Genomic DNA, 18161 nt, shown 5'->3' on the forward strand with positions numbered 1-18161 from the left:
TTAGCGCATAGCGGTGAGGAGAAAGCAGCGCCGCGCATCAGCTGGGCGTCAGCGCTCCGCGCCGCATGTGCCCACCTCAAGCTCAAAAAAGCCGACCCCACGCGGGGGCCAGCTTCCTTTTGCCGTTTGCGCGGCAAACCACGCTATTAGTCGGTTGAAGCGACGATAACTTCTTTGGTGAGGCTGGTCTGGTTGGCCATATTGGTTTGGTTGCCTGCACGGCCCGCGACGCCTTCGTTGCTGTCGGCCTGACCACGGGTACCCATCGGCTGACCACGGTCAATCGCCATCTCGGTGACGGTATCAAAAGCGTGGAGGCGGACATTGTCGACCACCACGTCGACCACGTCGCCGGGCTTGATGTGAGCGTGGCCCTCGACTTTGGCGACCATGGTCTGGCCGTTGACTTCCAGCATGAAGTCGGTCTGTGCGCCCAGCGGCTCAACGACCAGCACCTTGCCCTGAAGCATATTTTCGCCCTCAGGAATATTGCTCATGCCGCGCACGCCGATATGCTCGGGGCGAATGCCCATGAAGACTTCCTTGCCTTCGTAGGCTTTGATGCTCTGGGCCAGCGGGCCACGCGGCGAGACTTTGGAATTGCCCACCACGAATTGCCCGTTTTGGATGCGGGCGGTCAGGAAGTTCATCGAGGGGCTGCCGATAAAGCCGGCCACGAACTTGTTCTGGGGGTAATCGTAGAGGTTGAGCGGCGAATCGACTTGCATCATCACGCCGTCTTTCATCACCACGATGCGGTTGCCCAGCGTCATGGCTTCGACCTGATCGTGGGTCACGTAGATGATGGTGGTGCCGAGGCGCTGGTGAATCTGGCTGATCTGCGAGCGCACTTCGACGCGCAACTTGGCATCGAGGTTGGAAAGCGGCTCGTCCATGAGGAAGACTTTCGGCTCGCGCACGATGGCGCGTCCCATCGCCACGCGCTGACGCTGACCGCCGGAGAGTTCTTTGGGCTTGCGGCCCAGCAGATGCTCGATCTGGAGGATCTTGGCGGCGTCGCGCACCCGCTTCTCGATTTCGTCTTTGGGGGTTTTGCGGAGCTTGAGGCCGAAAGCCATGTTCTCGTAGACGTTCATGTGGGGGTAGAGCGCGTAGTTCTGGAAAACCATGGCGATGTCGCGGTCTTTGGGCGGCACGTCGTTGACCACCCGGTCGCCGATTTTCAAGATGCCGTCAGAGATGTCTTCGAGCCCGGCAATCATCCGCAGGGTGGTGGATTTACCGCAGCCCGACGGCCCGACGAACACCATAAACTCGCCGTCAACCACATTGAGGTTGAAGTCGGAAACGGCGACGCTGTCTTTGCCGTAGCGCTTGTATACGTGTTCCAGAATGACATCTGCCATGATTGCGCCTACCTTTAGCCCCGTCTCTTCGCCGTGAGTATCCTCAGCGAATTGGGGTACATGAAAAGAGTGCTTATTGCTTCCGTTGTAGCCTTTGCGGACAACAGCAGTATAGCCAATCGGTAAAGGTTGTGACAAGACGCCTAGAGCGCATTTTCGGTTATAGCTGCGGCCCAGTTAGAAACGCAGTTCCCGCAGCGCCAGCCGCGCCGCCCAGTAGCCCGCCATGCCGTGAACGCCTCCACCTGGCGGCGTACTGGCGCTGCATAAGTACACCCCTTTCACGGGCGTGCGGTACGGCTGGGCGCTGAGCACCGGGCGCGAGAGCAGTTGCCCTAAGCTATTGGCCCCGCCGCCCACGTCGCCGCCGACCAGATTTGGATTCCACGCTTGCAAGGTGGCCGGCGTGCTGACCGAGCGCTGCAAGATCAACTTCGAGAAACCGGGAGCCGAGCGCTCGATCTGCGCTTCCAACTTGGGCAGGACGTCCTGCGAACTTGCGTTGGGAACGTGGGTATACGCCCAGACGGTGTGCTGGCCCGCTGGAGCGCGGCTGGGATCAAAGAGGGTGTGCTGGGCCAGCAGGACGTAGGGCCGCTGAGCGACTTTGCCGTGGGACGGGGCAGCCTCGGCACGGGTCAGGCTCACCAAATCGCCGCCCAGATGCACCGTCCCAGCGTGGGCCACCTGCGAATCTACCCACGGCAGCGGGCCGCTGAGGGCGTAGTCCACTTTGAAGGCTCCGGGGCCGTATCGGAAGCGGCGAAGCTGCGCGGCGTAGCGCTCCGGTAATTGCCCCTCAGCCAGCTTGAGCAGCGCGGGCGGCCCCATGTCCAGCAAAGTGATGTCGGCGGTGGGCAACTCACGCAGGTGGTCAACAGGATGGCCCAGCGTGATTTCGCCGCCCAGGAACTTGAAGTAACCGAGCAGCGCCGAAGCCAACTCGCCCGCGCCGCCCTGCGGAAACGGCCAGCCGCGTGCGTGGGCCGCGCCGCCGAGCATCAACCCAAACGCAGTCGTGGCCGGACTGGTCAGCGGCAGGGTGCTGTGGGCCGCCAGACCGCCCAGCAGGGCGCGGGCCTTCTCCGTGCGGAAGAGCTTCGCCAGCAGTGTGATAGGCGGCAGAGCGCGAATCCCGAAGCGGGCCAGCAAAATGGGATGCGCCGGAAGATGCAGCAGCGGCCTGAGAAACTCGCCCATCAAATCATCCCAGTTCTCGACCAGCGGGGCCATTAAGCGGCGGTACAGCGGGCCGTCTTCGCCCAGGCCGTCGGCGGTTTCGTCGAGGCTGCGGTGAAGCAGGGCCGCTCCACCGAGCAGCGGGTGGGCCAGCGGCACCTCCGGCTGAATCCAGTGCAGCCCGAAAGCGTGCAGCGGCAATTCTCGGAAAAAGGGACTGCTGATTGCCAGCGGGTGTATGGCGCTACCGAGGTCGTGGACAAAACCCGGCAAGGTGAGCGGGCCACTGCGGGTCGCGCCGCCTGCCTCGCCTTGGCCTTCCCACAGGCGCACGCGCAGACCGGCCCTCGCCAGCACGATGGCGGCGGCCAGACCGTTGGGGCCACTGCCCACGACGTTGGCGCTGAGCGTTGAACGCACGGATAAAGACATGGTTCATGATGGCTGATACGGGCGCAGGCGATGTGTAGGGAGAAGGGCGGTTGGGTCGCGGCCCATTTACGCTTTAACTTATTTGGTATGGATCACGGCGTTCGACTCGCACAGGTCTTTGACACGCGACACACCGAGGGCCGGACTGCACCCACTGCCCACCTACAAGGTGAAGCGTATACCTTGATAAGCGAGCAATCAGACGACCGCACCGTTTCGGGCCAGCAGCACAAGGAGCCAGCATGACTATTCGGGAGTTGACCGGACAAGATATCCAACTGGGCTACGCCGCCATGTTTGAATTGCGGGGCCAGCGCCCGCCACTGGCTTCACCGGAAGCGTTTCAAAGTTGGGTGACGCAGCAAGCGGCGCAGGGCTACCGGCTCGCCGCTGCCTTTGAATCGCAAGTAGCACAGGCTCAGGCCGTCTGCGGCTTTCGGGTGCTGAACTTTTTGTATTCGGGCCGTCAGCTCTACATCGACGACCTCTCTACCCTGCCCCAGGCCCGCGCAAGAGGCCACGCCCGCGCCCTACTCGACTGGGCTGAGGCCGAAGCGGGGCGGCTGAACTGCGAGAGTCTGCACCTCGATTCGGGCGTGCAGCGTTTTGGAGCGCACCGGCTGTACCTCAAAGCGGGGATGGACATCACGGCGCACCATTTCGCCAAGAGTTTGCGGTGACTTACTACGATCCACGCGCCCGCAACCCCGCCACCAGCCGCCGCCCGCTCAACCGCCGAGACGATGAATGGATACGTGACCTGCTGGGTCGCCTTCAAATTTGCCGCATCAGCACGCTGTGGCAAGGCGAAGACGGCGAGGCCTTTCCCTTCATCAACCCGACCAGCTTCGTCTACCGGCCAGAGACGCACGACCTCATCTACCATTCCAACCTTGCCGGGCGGCTCAGGGCCAACACCGAGAACAGCCAGCGAACCACCTTTGAAGCCAGCGAAATGGGCCGCTTTTTGCCGAGCAACGATCCGCTGGAATTCAGCGTGCAGTACCGCAGCGTAATGGCGTTCGGGGTGTCGCGGCTGCTGGAAGGCGAAGAAGCCCGCCGGGCGCTGTATACGCTGTGCGCCCACATTTTTCCCGATGTCAGACCCGGCACCGAAATGCAGCCGATCAGTGATGAGCAACTGGGCCGCACCAGTGTCTACTCGCTGGCGATTGAGCGCTGGAGCGGCAAAGAGAACTGGGCCGAGCAGGCCGATCAGACCTTAGACTGGTCCGCTTTGCCTGATCACTTGCTCAAACCACCTGCTTAAAGAGTCATTTGCTAAGCCGCCCAGAAGCAGAAGAACCAACCAAACATCAACAACCCTGACAAATTGCTGCCCGCCGCCCCGCTAAGATAAAGAGCATGATGCGCCGGATGCTCTTCTCACTCGTGCCGCTGACGCTGCTGGCGAGTTGTGCGCCGCGCGTGACGGCCACGCCCACACCGATCACCGCCCAAACGCCGGTCAGCGCGGTGTCGTTTTATCCCAAAGAAACCGGCCTGCTGTGGAACTACGCGCCCGAAGGCGAGAGCACTGGAGTGCCGTACTCGCTCAAAGCGCTCGGCCCCACCGTGTTTGGAGACGCGCAGGTGTCGGCCTTTCAGCTGACTGGGCGCGGCGCAGACCAGACCTCCTACCGCCAGATCGACGCCAGCGGCCAGCGGCTGCTGGGCTTCCGCAAACCCGGCCTGAGCGTGACGCTGAGTCCGGCCTGGCAAGAATGGCCCGCAGAAAACGCTTGGAAGGCGGGGCTGACCTGGAGCGGCCAGAGCAGCGCCCGCCTGCGCTCGGATGACGGCCAAGTCGATCAATCGGGCACCGTGACCTACCGCTACAACGTCTTGGAGCAGCGCCAAGTCACGGTGGCGAACCAGACTTACCGCGTCTGGGTGGTCAACCGCCAGCTCACCGACACGCTCGGCGGCCTCTTTCCGGCGTCCGAGACCATCTGGTTTGCTCCCTACGTGGGCGAAGTGCGAACTGCCGAGGCGCTGCTATTGATCGGGCGCAATTTCAAGAGTAACTAAAAAGCAACTGACCTAAGCCCCATCTCCCCTTTTCGCCCACGACCACAGGAGCCGACATGAGCGCCAAAAAGACCCCACTTCAACCGCTTCAAAAGGAGTTGCCCAGACCAGAACTGTCCAGGCCAGAGTTGCCCAGACCAGAGCTGCTCAGATCAGAGTTACCCAGACTGGAATCACTCCGGCCTCCCACGAAAACGGCTGCTCAATCCGTCAAGGCCCTGTCCATGCCGGCTCAACCGGCCAGCACCACGCCGCTGCTCGACCGGATCGACTCGCCTGACGATCTCAAGCACCTGAACATGGATCAGTTGCCGGAGCTCACGGCAGAACTCAGAGACGAAATCGTGCGGGTGTGCAGCGTGGGCGGGCTGCACTTGGCTTCCTCGCTGGGAGCTACCGATTTGATCGTGGCGCTGCATTACGTGCTGAACTCGCCGAGCGACAAGATTCTCTTTGACGTGGGCCACCAAGCCTACGCCCACAAAATCTTGACCGGACGGCGGCACCTGATGACCACCCTCAAAAAAGAAGGCGGCTTATCGGGCTTTACCCGCGTCTCCGAGTCGCCGCACGACGCCATCACGGTGGGGCACGCCAGCACCAGCTTGGCCAACGCGCTGGGCATGGCGATGGCCAGAGACGCGCTGGGACAGGATTACAAAGTGGCCGCCGTGATCGGAGACGGCGCACTGACCGGCGGCATGGCGCTGGCGGCGCTCAACACCATCGGAGACAAGCAGCCCAACATGCTGATCGTGCTCAACGACAACGAAATGAGTATTTCGGAAAATGTCGGGGCCATGAACCGCTTTATGCGCGGTTTGCAAGTTCAGAAGTGGTTTCAGGAAGGCGAGGGGGCCGGTAAAAAAGCCGTCAGCGCTTTCAGCAAACCGCTGGCCGAGCTGATGAGCCGCGCCAAGAGCAGCACCCGCCATTTCTTCGATCCGGCCAGCATCAACCCGTTCGCGGCGATGGGCCTGCGCTACGTGGGGCCAGTCGACGGCCACGACGTGATCGAGATGGCCTGGCTGATGGAAAAACTGCTGGATTTGGACGGCCCCACCATCCTCCACGTCGTGACCAAAAAGGGCAAAGGCCTAGACACCGCCGAGGCCGACCCGATCAAGTGGCACGGCCCGGCCAAGTTCGATCCGGTGACGCACGAGTTCGCGGCGGGCAAGCAGACCTACTCGTGGAGCAACGCTTTTGGCGACGCTGCCAGCGAACTCGCCCACCAAGACCCGCGCATCTTCGTGATCACCCCTGCCATGCGCGAAGGCTCAGGCCTGGTGGAATACAGCAAGACCCACCCCAAGCGCTACCTCGACGTCGGCATTGCCGAAGAAGTAGCGGTCACGGCGGCGGCGGGCATGGGCCTGCAAGGACTGCGGCCCATCGTGGCGATTTATTCCAGCTTCCTCCAGCGGGCCTACGATCAGGTGATGCATGACGTGGCGATTGAACACGTGCCGGTGATTTTTGCCATTGATAGGGCGGGCGTCGTCGGCGCGGACGGAGCCACCCACAACGGCGTGTTCGATCTGTCGTTTCTGCGCAGCGTGCCGGGCATGAAGATCGGCCTGCCCAAAGACGCCTACGAGCTGCGCGGGATGCTCAAAGAAGCGGTGCGGCTCGGCGGCCCGGTCGCCATCCGCTATCCGAGGGGCAACACCCCCCGCGTGCCGGAAGGCACCTGGCCCGACTTGACGTGGGGCACCTGGGAGCGGCTGCAAGGCGGCAGTGACGTAGGCGGCGTGGTGGTGCTGGCAGCGGGCAAAGCGCTGGAATACGCCCAAAGCGCCCTCAAGGACTTGCCGGAAGTGGGCTTGATCAACGCCCGCTTCGTCAAGCCGCTCGACACCGTCATGCTGCGCGAAGTGGCCCAGTCCGCCCGCGCCATCGTAACGGTGGAAGACAACAGCGTGGTGGGCGGCTTCGGCTCGGCAGTGCTCGAAGAACTCAGCCGCCTGAATCTCAGTGTGCCGGTGCGGGTGCTGGGCGTGCCCGACGAGTTTCAGGAACACGCCAGCGTGGAGCGAGTTCACGCACTGTCGGGCATGGACGCCCAGGCCATTCGCACGGTGCTGGCTGAACTGGGCGTGGACGTGCCGCTGGAAGTTTAATCGAGGGCGCAGTACACCTTGATTTGCCGCCGAATCACGTCCAAGCTGCTGCGCCAAAAACCCACGTCGTGTAGGTTCATCCCAAAGCGGCCCGCCAATTCCTGTGGGCTGCTCAGTCCGGTGGAAGCCAGCAGCTCATCGTAAGCGGCGCGGAAGGTTTCGGGTTCGGCTTGGTAGCGGGCGTAGAGGCCCAAGCTGAACAGCAAGCCGAAGGTGTAGGGGTAATTGTAAAAGGCCACGCTGTAGTAGTGCGGCTTAACGGCCCACATGTAGGGGTGCGCCTGTCCCAGCGCGTCCCCGTAAGCGGTGCGCTGGGCCTGCTCCATCAAAGTGCACAGCTCGGCAGACGACAAATCGCGCTCGGTGCGGCGGGCAGACACCGCTTGCTCGAACAAAAAGCGCGAGTGAATATCCACCACCACTTGCGCGTGTCCCATCAGCTGGGTTTCCAAAATGTAAAGCTGCTCGGCAGAGTTGCCCGCTGCCTGTTCACCCGCTTCATGCCCAACCACCTCACTAAGGGCCGCTTCCTGAACGATGGTTTCGCAAAAAATACTGGCGGTCTCGGCCAAAGTCATCGGCGTGCGGCTCTGCACCGGGGTGCGGTGCCTCAAGCAGAAGTTGTGATAAGCGTGGCCGAGTTCGTGGGCCACAGTAGACACCGCGTCGAGGGTGCCGCCGTAGTTGAGCAGCACCCGGCTTTCACCGACCTCCGGCTTCCAGGTCATGCAAAAAGCCCCGCCGCGCTTGCCGTCACGTGGGCCAGCATCCAGCCAGTTTTCATTGAAGGCGCGGGCGGCAAAATCACCCAGCTTGTCGGAGTAGCTGCGAAACTGCTTTTCTATGAAGGCCGCGCCCGCCGCGTAGCTCCACTCGCGCCCCGCTTCGCCCTGCGGCGCGAGCAAGTTGTGCCAGTCCAATTTTTGGTGACCCAAGCGCCGCGCCTTGGACAGAAAGTAAGCCTGAAAATCAGGCAGGCTTTCCTCTATGGCGGCGGTCATGGCGTCGAGCGTGGCGCGGTCGATGCCGTGAATCAGCAAGCTGGCGTCGAGGGCGCTGGCATGGCCCCGCCGCAAGTTGAGCACGCCTGCCTCACCTTTCACGCCGTTCATGGCGGCGGCCAGCGGCACTTCTGCGGCTTTCCAAGCGGCCAGCTCAGCGTCGTAGGCGTCTTGCCTGACTTGCTCATCGGCGTCGCTGGCAAGGTTGCGAATGGCGGTCATCGGCAAAGTTTGGCCGCCAAACGGCACCCGCATCTGGCTGGTCAGGTTGCCGTGCAGCTTGTTCCACGCGCCGCCGCTGGCCGGGTGCAGGGCGCTGGCGAGTTCCTCCTCGCCTTCGGGCAGCAAGTAACGGGCTTCTTCCACCGCCCGCTGAAGAGAATAAGCGTGCTGGCGGGCGGTTTCCGAGTCGGCCAGCAGCGTTTCCAGATTTGCGCCGCCCAGCCAAGCCTTGTAACGGGTCGATAAATTTTGCAGTGGCAGCAGCAGGGTGCTCAGCTCACTCTGGCGGGCCTGCGCCGCGTCGTTGTGGCTGTCGGTGGTGACCAGCGCCTGCAAAAACGCGCTGGGCGGGCGTGCTTGGCGCAGCAGGTCGTTGAGCAGGGCAGTGGCCTGATCATAAGCGTCGGGCGTGACGGCACCTGCGGCACGCACCCCCAGCGCCTCGAAGTGCTGGCCGAGCCGGGTCCGTGCTTCCCGCAGCGCCCCGAAGGCCGAGAGCAGCTTGGGATCGTCGGCGGAAGCAAAGAGGTCATCGGTACGCCAGCGCGGCAGTGAATCGGGCATTTGGGGGGTGGTCATGTGGGCAGTCTAGCGCTGAGTAGGGAACACAAGACCGAAAATAAGCGGGTGCTAAACTCAGGGGCATGAGCGCCCCGACCCTGTTCGTGATTACCAGCCGTTACCTCAAGCCCGCCGAGCTGATTGCTGAAATCACACCGCGCCACCGCACCTGGCTCGACCAGCATTACCGCTCCGGCACTTTTTTGGTCTCAGGCCGGATGCCCAGCGGCGCGGGCGGCGTGCTGCTGGCCAAAGCTGAAACTCAAGCCGAACTCGAAGCTCTATTTGAGGATGACCCGTTCGTGCTGGAAGGTTGCTCGGAATACAGCTACACGGCTTTTACGCCGGTCAAGCGCGGCAAAAGTTTGGAGTTGGAGGGCGTGCCGTTGGTGGAGTGAAAGTATTCCAAACAGAAAAGCGGCCCGCTCAAGTCTCGTAACTTGGCGGGCCGCTTTCATTTCAATTTCCAATCCTCAGCTCTTGACGGCTTCCTGTTCTGGTGCAGGCTGGCCCATCACCGCGCCCATCTGGTCGTAGGCCCACTTGAGCAGCTCCTCGGTGGTCTGCCAGCCCACGCAGGCGTCCGTCACCGACACGCCGTACTTGAGCTCGGCAGGATCGGCGGGAATGCTCTGCTTGCCCTCGATCAGGTTGCTTTCCAGCATCAGGCCGACCAGCGCGTCGTTGCCCGCCACCCGCTGAGCAATCACGTCATGCCAAGCGCCGAGCTGCTTTTCAAATTGGTAGCTGCTGTTGTGGTGCGAGCAGTCCACCACGATGCCCGCCGTGACCCCAGCGTCGGCCAGCAGCCCCAGCGTTTCCTGCACGTGCTCGGCGGCGTAGTTGGGGCCAAACCGCCCGCCGCGCAAAATCACGTGGCCGTCGGGGTTGCCTTTGGTCGAAACGACTGCCGCTTGCCCTTCGTCGGTAATGCCCAGAAAAGTATGCGGTTTGCCTGAACTGACAATGGCGTCTACCGCCAGCTTGATATTGCCGCCTGTGCCGTTTTTGAAGCCCACCGGAGTCGAGATGCCGCTGACCATCGCGCGGTGCGTCTGCGACTCGGTGGTGCGCGCGCCGATGGCGGCCCAGCTGAGCTGATCGTCAATGTACTGCGGCACGAACGGATCGAGCAGTTCGGTGCCCACCGGCATGCCGAGTTCATTGATCTTGAGCATCAAGCGGCGGGTTTTGCTGAGGCCCAGGTTGAAGTCGTTTTTGCCGTCCATGTGCGGGTCGTTGAGGTAGCCGCGCCAGCCGACGGTGGTGCGCGGCTTGTCCATGTAGACGCGCATGACGATTTCTAAGCGGTCGGCGTACTGGGTGCGGAGTGCGGCGAGGCGGCCAGCATAATCCAGCGCCTGCGCTTCGTCGTGAATGCTGCACGGCCCCACGATCAGCAGCAAGCGGGGGTCTTGTTTGTTGACGATGCGCTCCACGCTAGCGCGGGACGCGGTGACAGTCGCTTCGGCGGCGGCGCTCAGCGGCTGCTCGGCTTTGAGATCACGCGGCGAGGTGAGCGGCTCAAAGCGGGTGACGTGGGCGTTGGCGATGGGCTGCGCGGTGACTGGAGTTGCTGGAGCGACTGTATTTGCTGAATCTGACATGGCTCTCCTCGGGACTTCTTCGGGTGCTGATTTAAGGGCTTCTCAACGAAAAAACCCCGTCCGGTACGAATTTCCGGGCGGGGCGCGGCGGCAACGCGACTTAAGCCCGGAAAACTCCGAACCAATAAAAAAAGCCGAATCCATTGAAAAAGAACGTGCCGCTGCTGGACATAGCGCTACTGTACGCCCGCTTCGCGGCGGCAGATGCGGGGTGGGCTAGACTACTTTTAGCGCCCTTGCCGAACCCGGCTTGCTAGGCCAGCCAGCTTGCCCAGTCGGTAAAGTCGGGCACCACCCGCACCGCTCCCGCCGAGAGCAAAGCCGCCTCCGTCTGGCTGGTGCTGAGGGCCACCACCGTGCAGCCCGCGCCCGCCGCGCTCAGCACGCCATTGACCGCGTCTTCGTGGGCGAGGCAAGCGTCGGCGCTCAGGCCCAGCAGCGCCGCGCCGCGCTCAAACGGCTCGGGATGCGGCTTGCCCCGCGTCACGTCCTCGCCCATGATTCTGAGTGAAAAGCGCTCGACCAGCCCCAAAGCTTCCAGCCCAAACTCCACATTGACTTTATCGGCGCTGGTCACCAGAACATAAGGAATCTGGCGCTCCCTCAGAGCGTCCAAGTAAGCGCTGAGGCCCGCCACTTCGCGCAGTGCGCCGCGTGCCAGGGCGCGGTAACGCTCTTCTTTGACGTTGTGGAAGTTCAGGGCTTCACTTGGCGTCGGAACGCGTCCAGTCAGGCGCTGCATGATTTCAGGGTTGCGCCCGCCATCCACTTTGGTGTCGAGGTCATGCTCGGTCAAGCTCAGATTCAAGTGTGAAAGCGCGACTTCCTGCCAGGCTTGTCGGTGAAAAGCGTTGTTGCTCATCAGCACGCCGTCCATGTCGAACAGCACGCCGGAAGGGGTCAGCGGGAAAAGAGACATACCCTAGTTTAGGGCTTACTTGACGCTCAGCAGCAGGCCCGTAGGCGAGTATTCGGCCACCGTCGCCGTGTCGCTGGCGGCCAAAGCAGGCAGCGCCGAGACCGTCACCGTGCCGCTGAGCGTGCCGAGCGAAATACGCGGCGGGTAGACGCCCAGCGTTCCGGCCACAAACCGCAGCAGCGGCGCAGTGCCCGACTGGGCCGCGTAACTCTGGCTGGCAGGGTGATACGGCTGACCCAGATCGGTATTCACGACGCTGGCCAGGACGCTGCCCGCCTTGACATCCAGCGTCAGGGTGGCGGCCCACGTCGAGCCGGTGGAGGTATCGGCGGGCAAACTCAGCACCAGCACGCCGCGCAAATCGGCCGTGACGTTCTGGACTTGATCAGGCGTGATGAGCTGCGCCGCCTCGGCCACCTGCACCTGCCGCACTTTATCGCCCAATTTGGCCTTCAGTGCGCTGAGTTGAGCCAGACTGCCTGCACTGAGCGTGCTGGACTGACTGGCGCTGGCTTGACCCGACAACTCGGCCTGCACCGCCGCTTTGAGGGGAGCGACCTGCCCCCAGAAGCCGCCAATTTGCGCCGCCACATTCTGGGGAGTGCCGCTGACACCGCTTGACGTGCCGCAGGCGCTCAGCGCTCCAGCGCAGAGAAGAGGCAAAATCCAAAGTGAGCGGCGCATGAATGGGCTTAGCCTAGCTTGTTGGGGGGTATATCACAAGACTTTGGGGGAAAGCCCGTGAAGCCCTTCACATTTGAGCGGCGGTCTGACCCCCAGCACCACACCTGCTTTCGGAGGGAGCAACACCTTGTCCTAAGTCGGAGTGGTAGCTCTAAAAGCTCTCGCCATTACCGAGCACCGTAACCTGTGCAAAGGCGTAGAGTAAGCCATGACACAGCCAGAACAGACCCGGCAGAGGGAAGGCGAAATCCTGATTAGCGGCGTGGACACTGGACCCGAAAAAAGTGCCAACGAATCACCCACCGAAATGAGCGCCCGGCTGCGCGGCTTAGACGATCCCGAAGCCCGCAAGCGCCACGAGCCGGATAACGAAGACGGCTGAAACGCCACCAAAACAAAACCCAACACAGGCAAAGGCGAGTCGCGGCTTGCCTTCTTTTTTTGCGCTCTCAGACGAAATAAAGTGCTTATTGTGCAAGAAAAAATCCATGAAGCCGCCCGAACGCAAATTTTGATTGACAGCCTGCCAACACTTTGACAACATGGCCGCGTACTCCACAAAGCAACTGCTCCGATCCGCTGCCAATCAAAGCGGCCCTCGGCTTTTCATTCACCACTTCATTCACGGTTCATCCCCGGAGGCCCATGACCATCACTCTCTTTTTTCAGCAACTGCTCAATGCGCTGGCCCTCGGCGGCGTCTACAGCTTGGTGGCGCTGGGTCTGACACTGGTTTACGGCGTCATGAAAATTCCCAACTTCTCGCACGGAGCGCTCTACATGCTCGGTGCGTATATCAGCTACGCCGCGCTGACCAGTCTGGGGCTGCCGTATTTTCTGGCGCTGGGCCTCAGCGGAGTGGTGCTGGGGCTGCTCTCTGCCGGGCTGGAGCGGATAGTGTTTCATCCGCTGCGCCACGCCTCGCACGTTCACACCATGATCGCGGCAGTCGGGGTGCTGTTTTTTATCGAGGCCGTCATCCGGTTGCCGTTCGTGTTCGGCTCTGACTTTTTGCAGTTGCCTTCGCCTCTGAGCGGCATCGTGAGTTTCGGCGGCGTGACCATCACCGCCCAGCGGCTGCTGATTATCGGAGCGTCGGTGGTCATCATGGGCCTGCTCTATTTTTTCCTCAAACGCACCCTGGTCGGCACCACCATCGAGGCGATGGCCCAAAACCGCGAGGGCGCACGCCTGATGGGCATCAACGTTAACGGCGTGGCGATGCTGACCTTCGGCATTTCGGGCCTCCTCGCCGCCGTCGCCTCCACCCTCTACGCGCCCACCGCGCTGATCTCGCCTTCGATGGGCGAGGTGATGAACCTCAAAGTCTTTGCCATCATCATCCTCGGCGGGATGGGCAGCGTGCCGGGCGCGGTGGTCGGCGCATTTTTGCTGGCCCTGGCCGAGGTCTTCGGCGGCGTGATCGTCGGCGCTGATTTTGCCGACATCGTGGGCTTCGCTCTCTTAGTCTTGGTGCTGGCGTTCAGGCCGCAGGGCCTGTTTCGGAGCGGCGCATGACACCGCAGATTACTTTCAAGTCGGCCCTGCCCTGGCTGATCGTGTTCGCGCTGGCGGCCCTGATTCCCGTGTTCACCAGCAACCGCTACATTCTGGACGTCGCCGTCAACATCATGATCTGGACGATTGCCGCTTACGGCCTGAACGTGATGCTGGGCTACGCGGGCATTTTACAACTCGCTCACGCCGGATTTTTCGGCATAGGCGCGTACACGGTAGGCATTTTGACCCTCAAGGCGGGCTGGAGTTTCTGGCTGGCCTGGCCCGCTGGGGTCGCGCTCTGCGCGGTGCTGGGCTTGCTGCTGGGCTTGGTGGCCTTCCGCACTGGGCGCGAGACCTTTCCGATCTTCACGCTGGGAGTGGGCGTCATCATCACCCAGGTCATCAACAAATGGAACGCGCTGACCGGCGGCAATGACGGCCTCAACGGCATTCAAGCCCCCAAAATCGGCAGCATTGATTTCGGGCGTGGCGCGGCTTTCTTTTACTTGGGCCTGATTACTTTGGGCGTGGTGGTCTTTTTGGTGGCGCGGGTCAGGTCGTCGATGTTCGGGCGCTCCTTGATCGCCATTCAGGGCAGCGAGGACTTGGCCCGCACGCTGGGCATCAACGTGTTTAGCCACCAACTGCGGGTGATGATGCTCTCCACCGCAATCGCCGGACTGGCGGGCGGCTTCTACGCGGTGTATATCGGCTTTATGGGCGCGGCGATTACCGGCGTGGCACAGACTTTCGTGGTGCTGCTGTACTTGTTGGTCGGCGGCGTCGGCACGCTGGCGGGGCCACTCATCGGCACAGCGCTGATGTTCTTTTTGGGCGAGCAACTCAAAAACTTCGGTGATTATCAGTTCATCGTGTTCGGGCCGCTGCTGATTTTGATGGTGATGTTCGCTCCCGGCGGCATCGCGGGCCTGTGGAGCAAGACCCTGTTCGCTCGGCGCAAGCCGCCCATAGACCGGCCCCCCGCCGACCGTTCACAGCAGGAGGCGACCGATGCTGGCGTTTAAGAATTTAGGAATCCGCTTCGGCGGCAATCAAGCGGTGGACAATGTCAGCGGCTCGCTGGCTCCCGGTAAGATCACCGCCATCATCGGCCCCAACGGCGCAGGCAAGACGACTTTTTTCAACATGCTCTCGGGCTTTTATAAACCGACCTCGGGTGTGGTGACACTCGATGAACAGCCGATCAGCGGGCGGCCTACCCACGAAGTCGTCGGGCGCGGCGTGGCCCGCACTTTTCAGACCACCACCCTCTACAAAAACCTCTCGGCACTGGAAAATGCCGTGCTGGGCCACCGCGTCCGCACCCGCGCCGGACTGTGGGACGCGCTGCTAAGGTCAGGCCGTGAGCAGCGCGACGAAAGCGTGAGCATCAAGGCTGCCCACTACGCCCTGACGCGGGTGGGTCTAGACCACAAAGCCCACCTGATCGCCGGTTCGCTGTCGCAGGAAGAACAAAAACGGGTCTCGATTGCCAGCGCTCTGGCGACCAATCCCAGCATCTTGCTCCTCGACGAACCCGCCGGGGGCCTGAACCCCGAAGAAACCGCCAAACTGATGCGCCTCATCCGCGAGTTGGTAACAGGCGGCCTGACGGTGGCGCTGATCGAACACAAAATGAGCCTCGTGATGGGGCTGGCCGATCACATCATGGTGCTGCATCACGGCCAACTCATCGCCGAGGGCACGCCCGCGCAGGTCAGCCAGAACCCGGCGGTGATTACCGCTTACCTCGGCACGCACGGCAGCGGCGGGCAACACGGCCAGCAGGCACAAGCGGGCAACCCACCCACCAACAACCCACCAAATAACAATCAAAACGGAGCCGCATGACCGCTTCTCGCCCCCCCTTAGACATTCAAAACCTAGAAGTCCGCTACGGAGCTTACGCGGCCCTGCAACACGTCAGCATGAACGTGGCTCCCGGCGAGATCGTGGTGCTGTTGGGCGCAAACGGCGCGGGCAAAAGCACCCTCTTCCGCACGCTGGCGGGCTTGCAGCGTCCGGCCAGCGGCACGGCCACTTACGGCGCGAGCCTCACGGGCGGCAGGCCAGAGCAGTGCGTGGCGCTGGGCGTGGCCCTGTGTCCAGAAGGCAGGCTGCTCTTTCCAGCGCTGAGCGTGGAAAAAAACCTGCGGCTGGGCGCGTTTCCGCACCGCAAGGACGCTAGCGGTAACGAAAAACAGCTCAAGCGGGTGTATGAACTCTTCCCCGATTTGGTCAAAAAAGCCCCCGACGCGGCGGGCAGCTTATCGGGTGGGCAGCAGCAGATGGTGGCGGTGGGCAGAGCGCTGATGGCCCGCCCCAGCTTGCTGCTGCTGGATGAGCCGAGTCTGGGCCTCGCGCCGCTGGTGGTCGAGCAGGTCTTTGGAGCCATCGAGCGGGTCAACGAGAGCGGCGTCAGCGTGCTGCTGGCCGAGCAAAACGCCTACGCCGCTCTGGCGATTGCCCACCGGGGCTACGTGATGGAAAGCGGCCAAGTCACCTTGGAAGGCTCCCGCGACATGCTGATGAACGACGACCGCGTGCGCAGCGCTTACCTGGGGGTATGAGACTTCACTTAGCGGAAGTTCAGGCCCAATTTGACGCCGGGTGAAATGGAGTTGCCGAGGGTATACCCCAAGCTGCCCTCCAAGAACACGGTGCTGAAACGGGCAATCCGGGCCTCGGCACTGGCCGACAGATAGGGCCGCACGAAAACAAACGCGCCGCCGTTGTGGGAGCTGAGATCCAGGCCCGCACCAACGGCGGCGCGAACAGGTGATCGAAGGTCGCCGTAGACCGGATAAGACGCGCTCAGATCGCCACCGAAACCGAGCGTGTAGCCCAAGATGCTCTGCACATTGACTCCCAGCCGCAGAGCGTAACGGTCGGTGTCATAGGTGCCTTGAATGCCCAATCCCACATCCGCGCCGCCGACGGAACTGGCCTGCGTGTAAAGGCCGAAATACGTCTGCGGCGCAGTTTGGGCGGCGGCACTGGAGAGGGCGGCGAAAGAAAGACTGGTCAGCAGCGATTTGAGAACGTTCACAGCGGCAGCTTAGAGCAAAACTTAGCGTCCATACTCACATTCTTCATAGAGGTATAAATGGGCTTTGCTATCCACGCGGCGCGGCGGCCTCCTCTTTTTGCAGCCACAGCACCAGAGCCTCGGCGCTGGCCGGGTTGGTGGCCAGCGGAATGTCGTGAACGTCGCACAGCCGCACCAGAGCGCTGACATCCGGTTCATGCGGCTGGGCGGTCAGCGGATCACGGAAGAAAAACACCGCCCGCACCTGCTCTAAGGCAATTCGCGCTCCGATCTGCTGATCGCCGCCCAGCGGCCCCGACAGCACCCGCTCGACTTGGAGGCCGGTCTGCTTTTGCAAAATGCTGCCGGTGGTGCCGGTGGCGACCAAATGAAATTGGGAAAGCAGCTCGCGGTGGGCCAGAGCGAACAGCGCCAGTTCCAGCTTTTTTTTGTCGTGGGCGATCAGGGCGATCTGGTGCTTGCCGCTGCGGGCGGCAGCGTCGGATTGAGATTCGGGAGAGGCCATAGCAGCAGTCTAGAGGTATGCCAAACTCAATCCGTGCCGCCTACCATCCGCTTGCTCCAAGCCAAGGACGCCGCCCCCTACCGCGAGTTGCGCCTGCGTGCCCTCACCGAAGACCCCGCCGCGTATCTCACCAGCGCTGAGGAGTATGCCCAGCGCTCACCAGACGAGATTGCCGCCCGACTCGGGGCGACCGAGCAAGCCCTGACGCTGGGCGCTTTTTTGAAGACTAAACTCATTGGAATGGCCACCCTGGTGCGGCTGGAGCGGTACAAACAACGTCACCGTGCCGATGTGGTCAGCGTGTACGTAGCTCCAGAAGCGCGGGGGCGCGGGGTGGCCGCCGAGTTGATGCGGAGGTTGATTGATCAGGCGCGGCAGCAAAAGGGACTGGAAGTTCTGGGGCTAAGAGTCACCGAAACGCAGGTGGCCGCCCGCCGACTCTACGAAAAGCTGGGCTTTGAACTCTGGGGCGTGCAGCCAGATGCCCTGCGCAAGGGCGAAGCGGCGCTCACTGAGCTGCATTTGCAACTGAAACTGTAACTGCCTGTTCGTGAAGGCCAGCGCCCCCGCTCTCTATCAAACCTGAGGGCCGCCTGCGCTGGGCCTTCTCGCCTCCACCTCAAGCAGTGAAGCAAGGAAGGCCAGCTCATCAACACGGTCAAGCGGACGCTGCCTGATCGGCAGGGCCAAAAGCAGAGGGCCAACGCCTCAGTTTCAGGCGTGCGGGTGAATCCTCTCACGGCGCAGGCTCCCAAGGGTACCAAGTTTGCCGTGATCCGAGCGGCGGCGCACGAATCATTGATCTGTCGCGGGCCAGTGCAAATGACGGCGCAGTGAGCAGAGGCGGGCGCGGCTTGGGAGGCCCAGACGGTCGAAATGACCCGCCCAAATTGCCTTCACGCTAAGCCTTCACTCGCTCAACCAGTTCCCCTGCTTTATGGCGGGGGTTTTGCCATGCTCCGGTTTGGCATACTCAGGGTC

19 protein-coding genes are annotated in these 18161 nt (G+C 62.3%); 11 read left to right on the plus strand and 8 right to left on the minus strand.

Annotation, left to right across the window (positions count from 1 at the left end):
* Positions 1-146 precede the first annotated feature (146 nt).
* Both FNU79_RS09000 and FNU79_RS09005 read right to left on the minus strand, forming a co-directional pair.
* Entirely contained in the window at positions 147-1367 is a 1221-nt protein-coding gene (locus tag FNU79_RS09000; RefSeq protein WP_143720516.1) for an ABC transporter ATP-binding protein, read from the minus strand.
* Positions 1368-1544: 177 nt separating this feature from the next.
* Entirely contained in the window at positions 1545-2978 is a 1434-nt protein-coding gene (locus FNU79_RS09005) for a phytoene desaturase family protein (RefSeq protein ID WP_143720517.1), read from the minus strand.
* A gap of 242 nt (positions 2979-3220) precedes the next feature.
* On the opposite strand from FNU79_RS09005, the gene FNU79_RS09010 reads away from it, so the two are divergent.
* The 4 genes from FNU79_RS09010 (at position 3221) to dxs (ending at position 7132) form a co-directional block, all read left to right on the plus strand.
* A complete protein-coding gene (locus tag FNU79_RS09010) occupies positions 3221-3658 on the plus strand; it encodes a GNAT family N-acetyltransferase (RefSeq protein WP_143720518.1) in 438 nt (145 codons plus the stop codon).
* The gene (locus FNU79_RS09015) at positions 3655-4248 is read left to right on the plus strand and encodes a pyridoxamine 5'-phosphate oxidase family protein (protein WP_143720519.1); all 594 of its coding nucleotides are present in this window, start codon (positions 3655-3657) and stop codon (positions 4246-4248) included. Before FNU79_RS09010 ends, FNU79_RS09015 begins: the two co-directional genes overlap by 4 nt.
* 95 nt (positions 4249-4343) lie before the next feature.
* Positions 4344-5009, plus strand: coding sequence for a hypothetical protein (locus tag FNU79_RS09020; protein WP_143720520.1), 666 nt, complete (start codon positions 4344-4346; stop codon positions 5007-5009).
* Between the two features lie 224 nt (positions 5010-5233).
* On the plus strand, positions 5234-7132 hold the full coding sequence (gene dxs, locus FNU79_RS09025) for a 1-deoxy-D-xylulose-5-phosphate synthase (protein WP_143720521.1): 1899 nt from the start codon (positions 5234-5236) through the stop codon (positions 7130-7132).
* Here the strand turns inward: dxs and FNU79_RS09030 are convergent.
* Positions 7129-8934, minus strand: a complete 1806-nt coding sequence (locus FNU79_RS09030; RefSeq protein WP_143720522.1) for a M3 family oligoendopeptidase — start codon at positions 8932-8934, stop codon at positions 7129-7131. The two genes, dxs and FNU79_RS09030, sit on opposite strands and share 4 nt — an antisense overlap.
* A 65-nt stretch (positions 8935-8999) precedes the next feature.
* Here FNU79_RS09030 and FNU79_RS09035 point away from each other — a divergent pair, with 65 nt between their 5' ends.
* Positions 9000-9314 carry a YciI family protein gene (locus tag FNU79_RS09035; RefSeq protein ID WP_143720523.1) on the plus strand — a complete coding sequence of 105 codons (315 nt, stop codon included), beginning with the start codon at positions 9000-9002 and terminating at the stop codon, positions 9312-9314.
* 75 nt (positions 9315-9389) lie between these two features.
* Here FNU79_RS09035 and FNU79_RS09040 read toward each other — a convergent pair whose 3' ends face one another.
* The 3 genes from FNU79_RS09040 to FNU79_RS09050 all read right to left on the minus strand — a co-directional run bounded on the left by FNU79_RS09040 (position 9390) and on the right by FNU79_RS09050 (position 12126).
* The gene (locus tag FNU79_RS09040; RefSeq protein WP_143720524.1) at positions 9390-10523 is read right to left on the minus strand and encodes a 3-deoxy-7-phosphoheptulonate synthase; all 1134 of its coding nucleotides are present in this window, start codon (positions 10521-10523) and stop codon (positions 9390-9392) included.
* Between the two features lie 253 nt (positions 10524-10776).
* On the minus strand, positions 10777-11442 hold the full coding sequence (locus FNU79_RS09045; protein ID WP_143720525.1) for an HAD family hydrolase: 666 nt from the start codon (positions 11440-11442) through the stop codon (positions 10777-10779).
* 15 nt (positions 11443-11457) lie between these two features.
* A complete protein-coding gene (locus tag FNU79_RS09050) occupies positions 11458-12126 on the minus strand; it encodes a hypothetical protein (RefSeq protein ID WP_143720526.1) in 669 nt (222 codons plus the stop codon).
* A gap of 208 nt (positions 12127-12334) precedes the next feature.
* On the opposite strand from FNU79_RS09050, the gene FNU79_RS19095 reads away from it, so the two are divergent.
* From FNU79_RS19095 to FNU79_RS09070, 5 genes are all read left to right on the plus strand, one after another.
* Positions 12335-12508 carry a hypothetical protein gene (locus tag FNU79_RS19095; protein WP_185974657.1) on the plus strand — a complete coding sequence of 58 codons (174 nt, stop codon included), beginning with the start codon at positions 12335-12337 and terminating at the stop codon, positions 12506-12508.
* A 269-nt stretch (positions 12509-12777) separates the two neighbouring features.
* Complete coding sequence (locus FNU79_RS09055) at positions 12778-13644, plus strand: branched-chain amino acid ABC transporter permease (protein ID WP_143720553.1); 867 nt, start codon at positions 12778-12780, stop codon at positions 13642-13644.
* Positions 13641-14651 carry a branched-chain amino acid ABC transporter permease gene (locus tag FNU79_RS09060; RefSeq protein WP_143720527.1) on the plus strand — a complete coding sequence of 337 codons (1011 nt, stop codon included), beginning with the start codon at positions 13641-13643 and terminating at the stop codon, positions 14649-14651. Before FNU79_RS09055 ends, FNU79_RS09060 begins: the two co-directional genes overlap by 4 nt.
* Entirely contained in the window at positions 14638-15477 is an 840-nt protein-coding gene (locus tag FNU79_RS09065) for an ABC transporter ATP-binding protein (RefSeq protein ID WP_143720528.1), read from the plus strand. Before FNU79_RS09060 ends, FNU79_RS09065 begins: the two co-directional genes overlap by 14 nt.
* Positions 15474-16196: an ABC transporter ATP-binding protein gene (locus tag FNU79_RS09070; RefSeq protein WP_143720529.1), complete on the plus strand. Its 723-nt coding sequence runs from the start codon at positions 15474-15476 to the stop codon at positions 16194-16196. The genes FNU79_RS09065 and FNU79_RS09070 overlap by 4 nt, the downstream gene beginning before the upstream one ends.
* 8 nt (positions 16197-16204) lie before the next feature.
* Here the strand turns inward: FNU79_RS09070 and FNU79_RS09075 are convergent, their stop codons facing one another.
* On the minus strand, positions 16205-16675 hold the full coding sequence (locus tag FNU79_RS09075; protein WP_143720530.1) for a hypothetical protein: 471 nt from the start codon (positions 16673-16675) through the stop codon (positions 16205-16207).
* A 67-nt stretch (positions 16676-16742) separates the two neighbouring features.
* Entirely contained in the window at positions 16743-17180 is a 438-nt protein-coding gene (gene mgsA, locus FNU79_RS09080; RefSeq protein WP_143720531.1) for a methylglyoxal synthase, read from the minus strand.
* Positions 17181-17213: 33 nt separating this feature from the next.
* On the opposite strand from mgsA, the gene FNU79_RS09085 reads away from it, so the two are divergent.
* A complete protein-coding gene (locus FNU79_RS09085) occupies positions 17214-17720 on the plus strand; it encodes a GNAT family N-acetyltransferase (protein WP_185974658.1) in 507 nt (168 codons plus the stop codon).
* Positions 17721-18161: the final 441 nt, after the last annotated feature.

Source organism: Deinococcus detaillensis (assembly GCF_007280555.1).
Lineage (GTDB): Bacteria > Deinococcota > Deinococci > Deinococcales > Deinococcaceae > Deinococcus > Deinococcus detaillensis.